Source organism: Candidatus Tisiphia endosymbiont of Temnostethus pusillus, from assembly GCF_964264675.1.
GTDB lineage: Bacteria > Pseudomonadota > Alphaproteobacteria > Rickettsiales > Rickettsiaceae > Tisiphia.
In genome coordinates this window covers 86,902-102,285 of the sequence record NZ_OZ183472.1, presented here as the reverse complement: position 1 = coordinate 102,285, position 15,384 = coordinate 86,902, and the positions used below count along the sequence as shown (strand labels likewise).

Annotated in this window: 13 protein-coding genes; 7 read left to right on the top strand and 6 right to left on the bottom strand. The window is 32.2% G+C overall.

What is annotated here, in order from left to right:
• Nucleotides 1-14: 14 nt before the first annotated feature.
• The 4 genes from ACFEL2_RS00500 to ACFEL2_RS00485 all read left to right on the top strand — a co-directional run bounded on the left by ACFEL2_RS00500 (nucleotide 15) and on the right by ACFEL2_RS00485 (nucleotide 5,565).
• Nucleotides 15-1,973 (top strand): transglycosylase SLT domain-containing protein, encoded by a 1,959-nt coding sequence (locus ACFEL2_RS00500; protein ID WP_375332005.1) that lies wholly within the window; start codon nucleotides 15-17, stop codon nucleotides 1,971-1,973.
• Between the two features lie 249 nt (nucleotides 1,974-2,222).
• Entirely contained in the window at nucleotides 2,223-2,357 is a 135-nt protein-coding gene (gene rpmH, locus ACFEL2_RS00495) for a 50S ribosomal protein L34 (RefSeq protein WP_341748129.1), read from the top strand.
• 3 nt (nucleotides 2,358-2,360) lie between these two features.
• Complete coding sequence (rnpA, locus tag ACFEL2_RS00490) at nucleotides 2,361-2,771, top strand: ribonuclease P protein component (RefSeq protein ID WP_341751433.1); 411 nt, start codon at nucleotides 2,361-2,363, stop codon at nucleotides 2,769-2,771.
• 571 nt (nucleotides 2,772-3,342) lie between these two features.
• Nucleotides 3,343-5,565 carry a tetratricopeptide repeat protein gene (locus tag ACFEL2_RS00485; RefSeq protein WP_341751434.1) on the top strand — a complete coding sequence of 741 codons (2,223 nt, stop codon included), beginning with the start codon at nucleotides 3,343-3,345 and terminating at the stop codon, nucleotides 5,563-5,565.
• A gap of 83 nt (nucleotides 5,566-5,648) precedes the next feature.
• Here ACFEL2_RS00485 and ACFEL2_RS00480 read toward each other — a convergent pair whose 3' ends face one another.
• The 4 genes from ACFEL2_RS00480 to pgeF all read right to left on the bottom strand — a co-directional run bounded on the left by ACFEL2_RS00480 (nucleotide 5,649) and on the right by pgeF (nucleotide 10,388).
• Entirely contained in the window at nucleotides 5,649-6,284 is a 636-nt protein-coding gene (locus ACFEL2_RS00480; protein ID WP_341751435.1) for a histidine phosphotransferase family protein, read from the bottom strand.
• Between the two features lie 4 nt (nucleotides 6,285-6,288).
• The gene (gene sdhA / locus ACFEL2_RS00475) at nucleotides 6,289-8,079 is read right to left on the bottom strand and encodes a succinate dehydrogenase flavoprotein subunit (protein WP_341751436.1); all 1,791 of its coding nucleotides are present in this window, start codon (nucleotides 8,077-8,079) and stop codon (nucleotides 6,289-6,291) included.
• A gap of 283 nt (nucleotides 8,080-8,362) precedes the next feature.
• Nucleotides 8,363-9,526 carry a DNA polymerase III subunit beta gene (dnaN, locus tag ACFEL2_RS00470; protein ID WP_341751437.1) on the bottom strand — a complete coding sequence of 388 codons (1,164 nt, stop codon included), beginning with the start codon at nucleotides 9,524-9,526 and terminating at the stop codon, nucleotides 8,363-8,365.
• A gap of 127 nt (nucleotides 9,527-9,653) precedes the next feature.
• Nucleotides 9,654-10,388: a peptidoglycan editing factor PgeF gene (gene pgeF / locus ACFEL2_RS00465; protein ID WP_375332004.1), complete on the bottom strand. Its 735-nt coding sequence runs from the start codon at nucleotides 10,386-10,388 to the stop codon at nucleotides 9,654-9,656.
• On the opposite strand from pgeF, the gene ACFEL2_RS00460 reads away from it, so the two are divergent.
• From ACFEL2_RS00460 to bcp, 3 genes are all read left to right on the top strand, one after another.
• Entirely contained in the window at nucleotides 10,389-11,207 is an 819-nt protein-coding gene (locus tag ACFEL2_RS00460; RefSeq protein ID WP_341751439.1) for a glutamine synthetase, read from the top strand.
• Between the two features lie 87 nt (nucleotides 11,208-11,294).
• The gene (locus tag ACFEL2_RS00455; RefSeq protein WP_375332417.1) at nucleotides 11,295-11,993 is read left to right on the top strand and encodes an SURF1 family protein; all 699 of its coding nucleotides are present in this window, start codon (nucleotides 11,295-11,297) and stop codon (nucleotides 11,991-11,993) included.
• 16 nt (nucleotides 11,994-12,009) lie between these two features.
• Nucleotides 12,010-12,498 carry a thioredoxin-dependent thiol peroxidase gene (bcp, locus tag ACFEL2_RS00450; RefSeq protein ID WP_341751441.1) on the top strand — a complete coding sequence of 163 codons (489 nt, stop codon included), beginning with the start codon at nucleotides 12,010-12,012 and terminating at the stop codon, nucleotides 12,496-12,498.
• 147 nt (nucleotides 12,499-12,645) lie between these two features.
• Here bcp and ACFEL2_RS00445 read toward each other — a convergent pair whose 3' ends face one another.
• Entirely contained in the window at nucleotides 12,646-13,500 is an 855-nt protein-coding gene (locus tag ACFEL2_RS00445) for a cytochrome c oxidase subunit 3 (protein WP_341751442.1), read from the bottom strand.
• Nucleotides 13,501-13,629: 129 nt separating this feature from the next.
• On the bottom strand, nucleotides 13,630-15,096 hold the full coding sequence (locus ACFEL2_RS00440; protein WP_375332003.1) for a patatin-like phospholipase family protein: 1,467 nt from the start codon (nucleotides 15,094-15,096) through the stop codon (nucleotides 13,630-13,632).
• Between the last annotated feature and the right edge of the window lie 288 nt (nucleotides 15,097-15,384).

Sequence of the window (15,384 nt, the reverse complement as noted above, 5' to 3'; positions counted from 1 at the left end):
ATCCGCTGTCGATTATGAGAATTTCAACAATACTGTCAATAGTTTTAATTATTCTAAATTTATTAATATCAGAGTCAATGGCATCGGACTATGTCAAAGAAACTTTTATACATTTAGACAAAAAAGCATGGCAAGATTGTGAAAAGATGGCAAAGTCTTCAAAAGATAAAACCTTAATCAAAATTATTATATCTCAAAGATTCTTAGACCCGAATTATAAGAAAAATAGCTTTGAAGAGGTAATAAAATTTATACAAAACAATCCCCACTGGCCGCAAGTCGATAAACTAAAAGAGATGGCAGAACAATATTTAAACTATAACACAGACCAAGCTTTAATTGTAAACTGGTTTAGTGAAAACGAACCAATTACTGCTTTAGGCTATAAATTTTATGCTTTAGCCAGTAGAAAATTAATAAAAGATCCACAAAAATTAGCGAAGATTATGAAAAATGGTTGGATTTATGGGGTTTTTACGCAAACAGAAGAAAGCAATTATTTGAGTAATTTCAAAAATATATTATGTGAAGAAGATCATGTAAAAAAAATTGATGAATATTTATGGGCAGGGGATATGCGTAGTGCAAAAAAATATATGCATTATGTCAGTAATGGCTATAAACAAAATTTTATTGCCCAAATTGCTATCTTAAATAAATCTAATGATAGTGAAAAACTTTTTCAACAAGTATCAGAAAAATATTATACCCCAGCTTTATTATTTAACTATTTGGATTCCAAGAAAACAGAGATTCCTACCAGCCAAAGTATCGCTCTATTTAAAAAAGTAAAGCAAGATAAAAGACATTCCGCCTATTGGGCTCGTGTACAATCTTATTATGCTAGAGAATTTATTGATCAGAAAGATTTTGCTAGTAGTTATAAGATAATTAGCATGCCAATTACTGTTGATCCCGAACATGTAAGAGAAGCAGAATGGCTTAGTGGTTGGCTTGCCCTTAGATTTTTGCATAAGCCTGATATTGCTTTAAGTCATTTTAACAAATTTATGAAAGTTGCAGCTAAACCATTAAGCGTATCAAGGGGGCAATATTGGCTAGCTAGAACTTATGAAGCCAAAGGGGATAAAGAGCAAGCGAATAAATTTTATCATATGGCCAGCAAGTATTCCCATAGTTTCTATGGACAGTTAGCTAATATCGAACTTAACAAACGGCACTTCATTTTACCACAAAAGCCTACCTCCACTAAGCATAATAATGAAAATAGTGAAATTATTAGAGCCATAAAATATTTGACTAAATATGGTAAGCATGATTTAGCTCTGTTATATGCTAAAACGGCTATTGAAAAATCATCAACCCCATCTAAGATTGTATTAATTACCGATATCATTAGCACAAAGGGTAATATTCATCATACAGTAGATGTAGCAAAAACTGCTTGTCAACATCATACTTTTATTAAGGATTATGCTTTCCCTACCCCTTATACTAAGGCAATAAAAAATACCCCCCTAGAACCAGCTTTAACATACAGTATTATAAGACAAGAGTCAGTTTTTAATCAGCATGCAATTAGTACAGCTAAAGCTAAGGGGTTAATGCAACTTACGGATACAGCTGCTTATGATACGGCTAAATCTGTTGGCCATAAATGTCATATTAAAAAGCTAACTCTTGACCCTAAATATAATATCATGCTCGGTACTAATCATTTTAAAGAATACTTACAACTATATAATGGTAATTATCTTTTAGCCATTGCAGCTTATAATGCTGGTCCTTGTAGAATCACAAGATGGATTAATCTGTTTGGTGATCCTCGTGACTTTAAGAATTTACGACAAATAATTGATTGGATTGAACTAATACCATATGCAGAAACTAGGAACTATACTCAACGTGTTTTGGAAAATCTGCAAGTTTATCGATCTATTATCAATAGAAATAATAATATAAAATTAGAACAAGATCTTTTAAAGACTAAAGATAATAAGAGAGAAATATAGATATACTCAGGCAGAACTTCAAGAATTGGCGTCGTCGCGTCTAAAGATCTCCGCTGCTCCGTTACTCATGTACGCTACGCCGCTCGACTTTGCTACTGCCTAGCCCTTCTTGAAGTTATACTATCGTCTACCAACTCTTCATTTACGAGCAGTATATATATATCCTAGTTTAAATAATGTTATTTAAGTTGACAGTTTAACATTATCTGACTATAAAGAAATATATTATTTCGTATTGGATATGAATTTATGAAACGTACATTTCAACCTAGCAATTTAGTAAGAAAAAGAAGACATGGATTTAGGGCAAGGATGGCAACTGTCGGCGGTAGAGAAATTTTAAGGAAACGCCGAGCAAAAGGCAGAAAAAAATTATCAGCGTAGTAAGTGCTTATCTCATCCCTAAAAAATCAGAAAGAATTTGACCTAGTTAATAAGTTAGGAAAAAAGTTCCATAGCCCTTATTTTATCACAATAATAGCAAAGAATTCTACTAAGCTCTTTGCAAAGCTAAATGTAAAAGGTAATATTGACAACCTATGTAAGAAATCTAGTGAGATTTTATATAATTCGTCAAATACATTACTTTTTGGCATGAAAGTCGGAAGAAAGTTAGGAAATGCTGTTATTCGTAATAAAATCAAAAGACGTATCAGGCATTTAGTTAGACTGCTAAGCAAAGAATCAAAATTCAAACAAAATAGTTGGGCAATGATAGTCATCCCTAGGAAAGGTTTTGAGCAAATTGAATTTGCAACTTTATTAAGTGAACTATACAAGATAGTTTCACAAGTGTAATCCTTACTGCATAAATTACCTCCTGCAATCAAAAGTTATCATTCGTGTAAAAAATATCATCCTAGCCTTGATGCGGAATCCAGCCCTTATTCAGCTACCATCAAGTTACCCGAATTCGCATAAGTTAAGTTGGAAATAATTTGGATTGCATAATACTGATACTAGGCTAGTGGAATTTAGGTTCAGAATTAGCAAACAAACTTTCCTACTTTTTAATGATTTTTATTATTAATATTCAAACCTAAGTTGAGTTATTTTTGCTTATTCTTTATAATTATTCGTAATAATAACCTGAATTCGATGTAACAAGTTACATCGAATTCAGTATTATATATAGAAACAATCAGGTTTGAAGCGGCTGCCCACCTGATTGTTAAAATATAATACTCCATTCAATATGTGATTTTAATAATTAAAATGCACTCACGTCAGCCGCTTCAAGAATGCATTTTTCCTTATAACAAAGCAAGTATCGATATAAGAATTATTAATTCTTATATCGATGCTGAGGTTAATAATATGTTTTATACGTACCGTTAGGGCATAATTTATTTTTCAACAGTTTCATTATATGAAAAAATTTTTAACATTATTCATATCACTAATTATTTATAGTAATACTTTTGCTCAAGTACAAGTATCTAATCTTATCACTCCAGTTAGTTATTTTGTCAATCATGAGCAACAACTTAAAATTCTTGATGAATATTTAAGTAAATATAGACAAGCAAGTATAGTGGGTACTAGTGGTATAGGTAAAACTCAACTGATTAGAATGTATGCTTATAAAAATAATTATGATCTAATTTGGTTTTTTGATTGTAACCTTGATTTGAACGAGCAATTTGTTAAATTAGCCAAACAACTCAATACTATCAAACAAACTAATATATCTGAAGAAGTTGCTTTAGCAAAAAAAGAAGTAATATCATATTTAACCACTACTAATAAATGGTTATTAGTGTTTGATAATTTAAAAGTTAATGAAAATAAAAAAGTACAAGATTTAATTGATTGGGAGCATAATGGTCAGGTCGTGTTTTGTTCGCAAGATAATGAAAAGTTATCTAATATTATAGCAATGCCCCTACTTGATGTGTCTACTATTGTAGCTTTAGCTAATAACTTATTAGACAATAAAAATAATATCGAATTTTTAATGCAATCTTTTAGTGGTTATCCAATATTGATAGTGCAAGGAGCTCAATTACTTAACAAAGTTAAAGGTTTAGATAAAGAGGAATATAAAAAGAAAATTTATCAATCGACTGATAAAATAGCAACAAATATTAAAATGGCTATTCAAGAATTAAAACCTAGTGCTGTAAAATTACTTAATAAAATAGCTTTACTCAATAATCAAAGTTTCTCAAAACAGCTGCTTACCATCATTACTGATAATACAAATACTTTAGATGATGATATATATCAATTATCTAAATTTATGCTAATCAGTAATATTGATCCTAACAAGGATAATCCTATTTTTGAAATGCATGATATAATCAGCAATAAAATAATGGAATTAAATGGTGATAATAATAAAATATATTTAGAAAATATTATTAACAAATTACCTAAATTTAAAGGTCCTTATTCAGGATATTTGTGGAAAAGTACCAAAACTATACCAGAAAACTTAGAAATCCTTCTAAATAATTCTGAAAAATATAATATTAATCTATCCGCAATACTTATCTTAAGAGTGGAGTTATTTGCTCTACACGCAAACACCTGCCCCAACAAAGTCAAACAAATGTTTGATTGGTTTTATCAAAAAGAGAAAAATAAGGAATTTAAATTATGGCAAGTGCCTGAATCTCAAAAATGTTATTATGCTAGGTACTTAGGAATAGTGGGAGCGTATTATAAAACAATATTAATGGATTTTAACACAGCAATTTCTTATTTTACTAAAGCATTAAATATTCTAGATAAGCTTGATAATGAAGCTGATTATTACGCTATTAAATTAAATCTTCTCTCTAATCTAGCTATGACTTATATATTCTTAGGTGAAATAAAAATATCTGAAGAACTTTTTAAAAAGATAGAAAAGCTAGTAAAATCAAGAGTAATGCAAGAAGATGAAATATATACACTATATATTATAAAAGCTTCATTCTTTGAGATGCAAGGTCACTATCAAGAAGCTTTAGAGTGTGCAGATAAAGTTATTGAAATATTTATAAAAAATGGTCATAATATTAATGACTCATACGCTTTTACAATTTATATGTATAGAGCATATATGTTGAATTTTTTAGGTAGATATCAAGAAGCTTATACTCAGGTTCAATCATTATATAACTCAATACACAATGAGTATGAAGATGGAGATATTTATGCAATAATGGCAAGAAGTGCATTAGGTTTAGGTAAAGTAGATCAAGCTTATGAATATATTAGTAATGCTATCCTCCTGTTCTTAGCAGAAGACAAGAAAAATGCAGAGAACACAAATTATTCTAAAAATCGTTATTTAGCAGAGGCTTATGTAGTACAAGGTGATATTTTATCTGCTCAAGATAAACTGAATCAAGCTATAGAATCTTATAAAAAAGCTTTTGTTATATATCATTATTTATATGGAGATAGAAGTCAAAATGTTGCCCAAATGAGTTATTTGTATAATCATGGAGCAAAAGCTGCCTGTAAAAGCAAAGATTTATATAATTACAAATTTTTTGGCAAGCCACAAATTAAGGAATTTGGCATACACCATCCTAACACAGTTGATATGTTTGAATATTGCAAACAATATAACATGGATTTGTGGGTCAAGAACAATTAAATATTAAGGTTCAATCGTTGGAACTTTATATTAAGTGGCAGCTCATCGCAACTACCTTAACATTGGTTCTATCTATGCAATTGCTAATAGAGATTTCCAACGAGTATATACTCCACTGAATCGGTTGATGGAGTAATAGCTAATTTATAACCATATTCCGTAATTAAGTAGTAAGTGTAATATTCATGAACGTTTTCGATACTTAAATCATCAATAGTTCTGTTTCCAAGCAAAATATCTGCTCTATCCTGATCAAGCCTGAGGTTTGGAGATGTTACTACAATTTTTATACCAATAAAATTATCATTTTGTATCTCTAGTTCAATCTTAATAACAGCATCTCTGTATATATTGCTAGATGCCGCAACAATTAAACACATAATAATCTGAGCTATATTGTCATCGATATTTGTGCTGATTAACCTTGTGAACACTAGTTCAATATTATGATTTTTTGATTTTAAAAAATCAGTACTTAATCTATTAATTTCTGCAATAGCAATTTTGTTCCCCTCAGAAGGTAGAGAGTATACATAACGATGAAACTGTAAATAGCTCATGAGTCTATTTATACTATCCTGAACCAGTTTAGTAGCTTTCTCTTGATACTCTATAGTTTTTATTAACCCAATAGCATTATCTATAACACCTATTGATCCTGCAAAATCATGACATATTTTTTCATTTAAAGCTTGGCATAATTTTAGTGAATTTAGCATATTCTTAATAAACTCGTTTAGCTGGCGAAATGCTATCTACTTCATCTGTCAAAGTTGTAAGAGTTACAGGTTTGTAATCTAACTTCACCTTACCTTTCTCATCAATCCAAGCGAGTGTATGTTTCATCCATTCTTCATCATTACGCTCTGGGTAATCCTCCCTAGAATGAGCTCCCCTACTCTCTTTTCTAGCCGCTGCGCAGTGTACAGTAATTACCGCTTGATCTAATAAATTAGCTAGTTCTAATGCTTCAACCAAGTCGCTGTTCCATATTAATGATCTATCATTAACCTGAATATCAGCATATTCCTTTCGTGCCTGGTCAATCATTTCTATTCCTTCATCTAGAACCTCTTGAATTCTAAATACCGCTGCATGATTTTGCATGATTTTTTGCATTTTAAGTCTTAAGTCAGCTACTGGTAGGCCCCCTTTAGCATGACGTATACCATCAAATCTGCTAATTATTTTATCCAATATAGACTCCGGCAAGCTTTTATGCTTTTGCCCTACTTTAACAATTTCAGCAGCTTTTTGTGCTGCGGCTCTACCAAATACTACTAAATCAAGCAGAGAGTTTGATCCTAACCGATTGGCCCCATGTACTGAAACGCAAGCAGCTTCACCGATTGACATTAACCCAGGAATAATCTTGTTATGACCATCCTGATCTTTATCAATAACTTGCCCATGATAATTTGTTGGTATTCCCCCCATATTATAATGCACTGTTGGTAATACAGGTATTGGTTGAGTGTTAACATTAACACCAGCAAAAATTTTAGCCGTCTCTGAAATACCGGGTAAACGTTCGTGAAGAATTTCCGGCGGTAAATGATCTAAATGTAAGAATACATGATCTTTATGCTCTCCTACCCCTCTATTTTCTCTGATTTCCATGGTAATAGCTCTTGATACTACATCTCTTGAAGCAAGATCCTTAGCAGCGGGAGCATATCGTTCCATAAATCGCTCTCCATTAGAATTTACTAAATACCCACCTTCTCCTCTAGCACCTTCGGTAATTAAGCAACCAGCTCCATATATACCAGTTGGGTGGAATTGGACAAATTCCATATCTTGCAAGGCAATAGAACTTCTTGCCGCCATGCCACCTCCATCACCAGTACAAGTATGAGCACTTGTTGCAGAAAAATAAGCTCTACCATACCCGCCAGTAGCTAATACCACTAAGTGAGCATGGAAACAGTGAATTGTTCCGTCATCAAGATTCCAAGCAACTACCCCTACACATTCTCCATTATTCATTAATAAATCAAGGGCAAAATATTCGATAAAAAATTGGGCTTTATTTTTTAAAGCCTGTTGATATAAAGTATGTAATATTGCATGACCAGTACGATCTGCTGCAGCACAAGTCCTTTGAGCTGCTTGTCCCTTACCATAATTTGTTGTCATGCCACCAAAGGGACGTTGATAAATTTTGCCTTCTTCTGTTCGAGAAAAAGGTACTCCATAATGCTCAAGCTCTAGCACTGCTGCAGCTGCATGTTTACACATATACTCAATTGCGTCTTGATCACCCAACCAATCCGAGCCTTTTACTGTATCGTACATATGCCAACGCCAATCATCTTGCCCCATATTACCAAGAGAAGCACTAATGCCCCCTTGGGCAGCCACAGTATGACTCCTAGTTGGGAAAACCTTACTAATGCAAGCAGTATTTAAGCCCTCTTTCGCCATACCAAAAGTAGCCCTAAGACCAGCCCCACCTGCTCCAACTACTACTACATCAAATTCATGGTGGATAATATTATAAGATTTAGACATTTATATAAATTCCTTTTGTTTGTAATAATCCTTTTGTTCATAGTACCCTACATTTTTTATATAACCACTATTAAAATGGCTGCTGATCGTCTATTAGCGAGGAGTCGCGAAAAAGCGGCGACGCGACCAATCTCATGAAACAATATCTACCTTTATTAGGCGACCTCGAGGTAATTTAAGCTCTTCTTCACAAGATTGCCACGTCGGCACTTTGTGCCTCCTCGCAATGACGGTTTTTGCTAAAACCTTTTCGTGTTAGTTATACATCGAATTCAGGTAAATATTAAACCTTAACTGGCATAATCACAAAAACATCTTTAGGATTCTGAAGGGTTTTCAATAACATTGGTGATGATGCATTTAAAAAGTATAGCTCAACTTGGTTTGCTTTAGTAGCACTTAACACAGCACTTAGTGCATCAGTAAGATATTTAGGATTAAAACCTATAGACAGAGTATCTTCATGATCAAAAATGCATAAATTACTTTCATCTAGAGAACATGGTATACATTCTTTAGCCACACCTCTTGTTTCTCCAGAAGCGGTAATTTCAAGCAAGTCTTTTGATAAAATCAATTTTATTGCTTGAAATTTGTCTATAGTTATTGTCGCTACTCTATCTATAGCATCAGCTAGCAACTTGGTATTAATAGTAAGTTTATAGTTGTTCTCTACTGGGATAAAAGCTTGATAGTCCGGAAAAGTTCCATCAATTAGTTTTGATACCATTATAATATCATTACAAACAAATTTAATCCTATTAACACTTAGAAAAATTTTAGTCTCTAGTTGGATATTCTTAGGATCTTTCAATATCTTAACAATTTCCTCGAGAGTCTTTTTAGGTAAAATAACGCCAAACTCGCTAGCATTATTGGCTATTTTTACTACTGACACTGATAATCTATGCCCATCGGTGCTAGCCATACAACATTCTTCATCTTTTACGTAGAAATAAACACCATTAAGATTATAACGAGTTTCATCAACGGATACCGAAAACAAAGTACCGTCGATCATTTTAACAAAATCACTACAAGATATTTTTAAAGTAGCTTCAACATTAATATCATCTAACGCAGGGAACTGGTTAGCATGTAGGGTTAGTAGGTTAAAAGCACAATTCTTTCCTAGAATTTCAAGTTGATCTGTTTCATTTGAGACACTAAGTGTTACATCATTATCAGATATCTTTCTTATTATGTCATTTAATGTTTTAGTAGATACCATTATTTCGCCTTCACTTATTACTTGAGCTGCTACTTTTTGGCTTAAATATATTTCCATGTTAGTAGTTATTAGCTCTAGCTTACCATCCTTAGATGATAATTTAACATGACTAAGCTCAGCAATTACGTTACGTTTTTCTACCACAGAATTGGCAAAAGCCAAAGCATGAGTTAATGTTTTTGTTTCAACTATTGTTTTTAAGTTATTATTATTCATATTATTTATCCATAATTAACCTCAGTGCAAACTTACTCTTGAAGTAGGAGAAGTATACATATTATATACTATCTAACAAATAAATACAAATATGTTTCCCATGTAGTTGATTCTCATCTAGTGTTATTTATCCTTTAATTACAATGGTGGATAATATGGTACGGTTATATAATTCTCCAGTATGACAGGAACGTCGATAACTTGGATATTTCTCAGGGGTAGTATATGTATCTTCTAGCATCCTTGTTATATCTTTAATACCAGCTTCTTGCAGTTGAAGTTCTACATAAGCTGGTAAATCAAACATATAATGCTTTGTTCTCAAAGAGGCACTAAAAAACTTTGAGTTCTCAGACCGTTGCTTTATAAAATTATCGTAAAATTCTTGGTCTACCTCATAAGAATATTGTTGAATACTAGGGCAAATAATAGCTTTAATATTTTTTGCTCCTTTCTCATGCATTAGTTTTACCAAATTATTAGTGATACCAGCTTTAGCTCCACGCCAACCACAATGAGCTGCCCCTATAACCTTACCATCTTCGCTACTAAGTAGAATAGGAACGCAATCAGCAGTTTGTACTGTTAGTACTAGATTTTTTTTGGTAGTAACTGCCCCATCAGCTTCGGGATCAGTCTCAATATCACTATCAGCATCAATAACTTTGTTACCATGAACTTGCTGTAGGATAACAATGTTCTTGGCATCATAATGTTTAACTACTGTTAGCCGATTATTCTCGACACTTTCTAATATCCTAGAATCACCCAACTTATTTTTTTTACTATAAATATGACTAGATTGCTTGAAGCTTCCATCAAAAATTTTATAATAAACTTTATTTTTTATAAACTCATCCATATGGTCACCCTACAGAAATTTATCCATACACTATCAGATCATTTGCAAAAGAACAATGCTTTACAAAAAATCATTAAGAAATTTCGAACAGACTACTCGCTAATAGCTTGCATCGGAGTGGAAATAGAATTTTATTTAAGCAAAAATATTGATCCACTCGAATTTCAGACTCTACTTGGAATAGCAGTTAAGAAAGAAAAAGGAGCTAATCAATTTGAGGTAGATTTGCCGCCTTCCACTAACATAATTGAGTATATAGAAAAAATTAGTAGCACTAAGTCTAAAATACAAATTATTGCAGAAAAATTACAGGGTAATGTAAATTTTTCTGCCAAACCATTTGCAAGCGATTATGGTAGTAGTATGCATTTTCATGTAAATTTTATATTCCCAAATGATTTGGAGAATTGTATACTTAATATTGATCTAATGGCTCAAAGTATCTGTCATTATATGCTTGACACTTTCTTGATATTCATGCCAAATGAAGATGATTATCTTCGTTTGGATAAGAATTTTATGGCACCAACTAATGTATCTTTTGGTAATAATAATAGAACTGTTGCACTGCGCATCCCTGATCTCTCTCCTAAAAGACTAGAACATAGAATAGCAAATCCACTCACTGATCCTTATTTAGCAATCTTTACTATTTTAAACTCTATATTTCTAGGTCTAAAATTTCCTGATAAAATAAATAATATCAACAAAATATATGGCAATGCTTTTGATCAACAATATAATTTAGTGTCATTCCCCAAATCATTAACAGAAGCATTAGAGCTATTTAATTTGGAGTTTTTTATATATACTCAATAGACAAAGAGAACTAGCTACTCTAGAATCACTACTAGAAATAATGAAGAAATTATAGTGTTACAAACTTTAAAAAAAAATACTTTAAAAATCGGTAAGTGCCAAGTTCAATTATTACCTTTATTACTTACTATATTAGCATTTGTAATTCTCTTATCACTTGGGTTTTGGCAAATTGCTAGATTACAGGAAAAAGAACTGTTTTTAAGTTCAATGAAAAATAATCTTAATAATCCGCCAATTAATATAAAAACACTTAGTGGAAATAAATTATATGCTAAAATAAGGGCGAACGGCTATTTTCTAGAGGGTAAGAATTTACATCTTTATGGACGCAGATCAATGTCCACTGAAAAAGATGGTTATTATTTAGTTACCCCATTTCAAACTGATGATAACAAGATAATCTTGGTTGTACTAGGGTGGTTTGCTGGGAGGCATAAAAAAAATATTGATAATATAATAGATAACTCTATGGAAATCACAGGTGTAATTCTTCCCGGTGAAAAAACAAAGCTGTTTGTACTGGATAATGATGTTAAAAACAATGTTTGGTTTACCTTGGATTTAACTCAAGCCTCTAATGTTCTTGGCTTAAAATTAGAAGATTTTTATTTAGTTATGGAGGGTAATAACAATCGATCTGATATTCTTAAAAGTTTGTCGATTGAAAATTTGCTGAATGTCAGAAATGATCATTTAGAATATGCCATAACTTGGTTTGCATTAGCGATCTCGTTAGCAGTAATTTTTGTAATTTATAATTTGTCTAAAAAAGAAATAAAATAAATATAAAGGAGTAGTTATGATATTAAAAATAGGTGATATTGCACCAAATTTTACTATGCCAATAGATAATAATAGTACAGTTAATTTGTCAGATTTAGCAGGAAAGGTTGTTGTATTATATTTTTATCCTAAAGATGATACACCAGGTTGTACTATCGAAGCCGGTGACTTTAATAAATTAAAACTAGAATTTGAAAAAATGAATGCTGTCATTATTGGTGTATCAAAAGATGACTTAAATTCTCACGATAAATTCAAGAAAAAATATTGTTTGGACTTTGATCTTGCATCAGATTCTAATTCCGATACTTGTGAAAAATATGGAGTTTGGGTAGAAAAATCAATGTTTGGTAAAAAATATATGGGAGTTAATAGAGCTACTTTCTTAATAGATAAAAAAGGCAAGATAGCTTACATTTGGTCAAAAGTACAAGTAGTTGGACATGCTGAAGACGTATTAAATCAAGTACGGAAAATAATAGACTTACTGCATAAGTCAATCTAGTTGGTGATTTTGTCGTCGAAACTCGCCTCCGCTCCTCACGTACGTCTGTGTACGCGAAGGTAGCCGGCTTCGTTTCTCCTAAAAATCCCTCAACTATCTTTGATTTATGCAGCAAGTCTAATATAAACATGTCTATATTTTAACAGTCTATCTTCCAAGAACATATACAAAAGTGAACAAAAACAACCATACTACATCGACAAAATGCCAGTACCAAGCTGCAAATTCAAAACCCAAATGACCATTACCTTTCACAAAGTCACCTCGCCGCACTCTATAATAACAAACACCTAGAAATATAGTGCCAATTATCACGTGAACACCATGGAAACCGGTTGCTAGATAAAAATTAGAAGAATAGATACCATCTTTAAATTTAAAAGTTGCATGATGATATTCGTAAGCTTGCATTAAACTAAATAATACCCCAAGTATTATGGTAAAGCTAAGAGCGGTCATACAATCCTTTTGGTTATTTTCCTCAAGAGCATAATGTGCCCAAGTTACTGTTGTACCGGACAACAAAAGAATCAATGTGTTAATAAAAGGAATGTCAAAAGGATCAAATGTTTGAATACCAGCAGGAGGCCATACACCAGGCTTTACCACCCATACACCATCTAGCAGTCCTACAGGGAAAAGGTTTGCTTTAAAAAATGACCCAAAAAATACAGCAAAAAACATTATTTCTGACAAAATAAATAGTGCCATACCTATCCTTAAGCCGATTCTTACTGGCTGCGTATGATGTTTTCCAATTAACCCCTCTTTAATTACATCACTCCACCATGAATATACACAAAAAATCACTGAAAGAATACCAGCTCCAAAAACATATTCACCAAATCTATATGCATGCATAAACATTATGCTACCGCTAGCTAAAAGCAATAAGGCAAATGAAGTCAGGATTGGCCAAGGACTCGGATCAACGAGATGAAATAGATGTTGTTTTTCTTCTAAAGAAACAACATCATTGTTTTTAATATATCTATGTAACATAACAAACTCATAAGCAATTCACTGCTTGGTTATTTTATGCTATCTTCTGTAAATATCAAGAATATACTCAACAGACGCGAATTCGGGATAAGAATTAGTTAATTCTTATCCAAATTGGGGTAATTACAATTAATACACTTCAGGAGGAGCGTGTGAAAAATCTGAGCCTCTTCCATCACACGGTACGTCTTGAGCTAAAGCTTCTTGACCACAAGTATTATAATCATTATCAGGTATAAACATCTTACTAAAAGAGTTAAGAAGCATATTTTGAGAATTAGTTAACTCAGGTATCTCATCCATATGGTTACCGTTGATGATTGAGCTAATCCGACCGGATAGAGCTTCAATTTGTGTATTATCTAATACTTGTAAGAACATTTCTAGAAGCTGAGATTCCCTAGGAGTTAAAGTACTCAAGCTTTTTTGTAAAGTTTCATATTGACTATCATTTAAATCTTTAATCAATAATTGTTGTTTATCACATTCTTTTGATATTACACGATTACTAACAGTACTGGAAGCATTATTATCTTGCTCTTCATTAGTATTATCACTCGCTACTAACGCACTAGAAACATTAGATTCGTCAATATCTGTTGCTTTTAAACTCTCTTCCATAGCTTTGGCATTCTTGACCAAATCCTTACATAGATTCTCAATAAACTCTTTATTATCTTCTATATATTTTGTACTAGCTGCTTTTAATTTAGCCATATTCTTTGGACTAGAATTATCTAATTTCGTAGATCCTTTCGGCACAGGAAGTAATAAGTTGAAAAATTGCTTTTCCGGTAGGTCTCTTTCAACTTCCTTCGTGGCAGCATCTTGAGAAGCTTTCATCATGTTGTTCACTAGCCCATTAGCTAGCTGAGGTATAAGACCATCAAGGTGAGGTGGTAGTACATCTTGTTTTTCAAGAGGCGATTGAAAATTAAGGGCAACAAGCGTCATGTTATCTAACATTTCTCCTTGTTGTTCACGATTTAATCCCTCTTTAAAATATTTTATAGCTTCTGCCCCTGGACGATTACAAGGACCTACGCCTCCATCAATCAGAATATGCTTACCTTCCTCATCCTCAATTTTCACGCTTTTTAAATAGCTAGGAGCTGCCGTAGTAGCACGGACTACATCTTTTGCCTTAACCTTATGTTTATGACTATCAAACATCTTAATAGAACTTTCTTTGTTTAACTCAAAAGCTGTTACAAGAACATGACCCAGCAGATCATCAAATTTCATATCACCAAGATATTTGTCTAACAGTGCTTTAAGAGGTTTCTGGCTATATTTATGACTAAATATTTGACCAATTTTTCCTTGATGATACCAATGTTGTGGGAAAATATCAGCAACACTATCTTCGAATAGTTTTAAAGCTTCTTGCGCTGAGAGAAGAGGTTTTGTTGAACCTGGTTTGGGAATGCCGAATAAAACGGCAAGTAATCCACCGACGCTAGTACCAACAATAACGTCAAATAATTCGACTATATATTTCCCTGTAATTCTTTCAATTTCTGCAAGCACAACCAATTGAGCGATCCCTTTGACTCCACCTCCTGAGAGAGAGAGAACTGTCTTTGGTGTTGTCATGACAATAACTCCATAATTCTTAATTAAGTTTAATAACACAATATCATATCAGGTCATTATAGCATAATGAATGTCTCGCTCAAAAGAATCAAGTAATAGATAATATAAATTGCTAATTATTAGATAAAAATTAATTATATAGTAATAATTATGTTACTATGTAACTAAAAGTTGGCAAAATTAAAATAATCTGATAAATTAATTATATGATATAATTGGTTGTGTTGATTTTTTTAAAAGAAATGATTACAGAAAATAAAATTATTTTACACTTTATAAGTTGATTAA

Excerpts from the sequence above, each read along its gene's own strand:
- ACFEL2_RS00500 (WP_375332005.1), top strand. The coding sequence starts at position 15 with ATGAGAATTTCAACAATACTGTCAATAGTTTTAATTATTCTAAATTTA.
- rpmH (WP_341748129.1), top strand. The coding sequence starts at position 2,223 with ATGAAACGTACATTTCAACCTAGCAATTTAGTAAGAAAAAGAAGACAT.
- ACFEL2_RS00485 (WP_341751434.1), top strand. The coding sequence starts at position 3,343 with ATGAAAAAATTTTTAACATTATTCATATCACTAATTATTTATAGTAAT.
- ACFEL2_RS00480 (WP_341751435.1), bottom strand. The coding sequence starts at position 6,284 with ATGCTAAATTCACTAAAATTATGCCAAGCTTTAAATGAAAAAATATGT.
- sdhA (WP_341751436.1), bottom strand. The coding sequence starts at position 8,079 with ATGTCTAAATCTTATAATATTATCCACCATGAATTTGATGTAGTAGTA.
- dnaN (WP_341751437.1), bottom strand. The coding sequence starts at position 9,526 with ATGAATAATAATAACTTAAAAACAATAGTTGAAACAAAAACATTAACT.
- pgeF (WP_375332004.1), bottom strand. The coding sequence starts at position 10,388 with ATGGATGAGTTTATAAAAAATAAAGTTTATTATAAAATTTTTGATGGA.
- ACFEL2_RS00460 (WP_341751439.1), top strand. The coding sequence starts at position 10,389 with ATGGTCACCCTACAGAAATTTATCCATACACTATCAGATCATTTGCAA.
- bcp (WP_341751441.1), top strand. The coding sequence starts at position 12,010 with ATGATATTAAAAATAGGTGATATTGCACCAAATTTTACTATGCCAATA.
- ACFEL2_RS00445 (WP_341751442.1), bottom strand. The coding sequence starts at position 13,500 with ATGTTACATAGATATATTAAAAACAATGATGTTGTTTCTTTAGAAGAA.
- ACFEL2_RS00440 (WP_375332003.1), bottom strand. The coding sequence starts at position 15,096 with ATGACAACACCAAAGACAGTTCTCTCTCTCTCAGGAGGTGGAGTCAAA.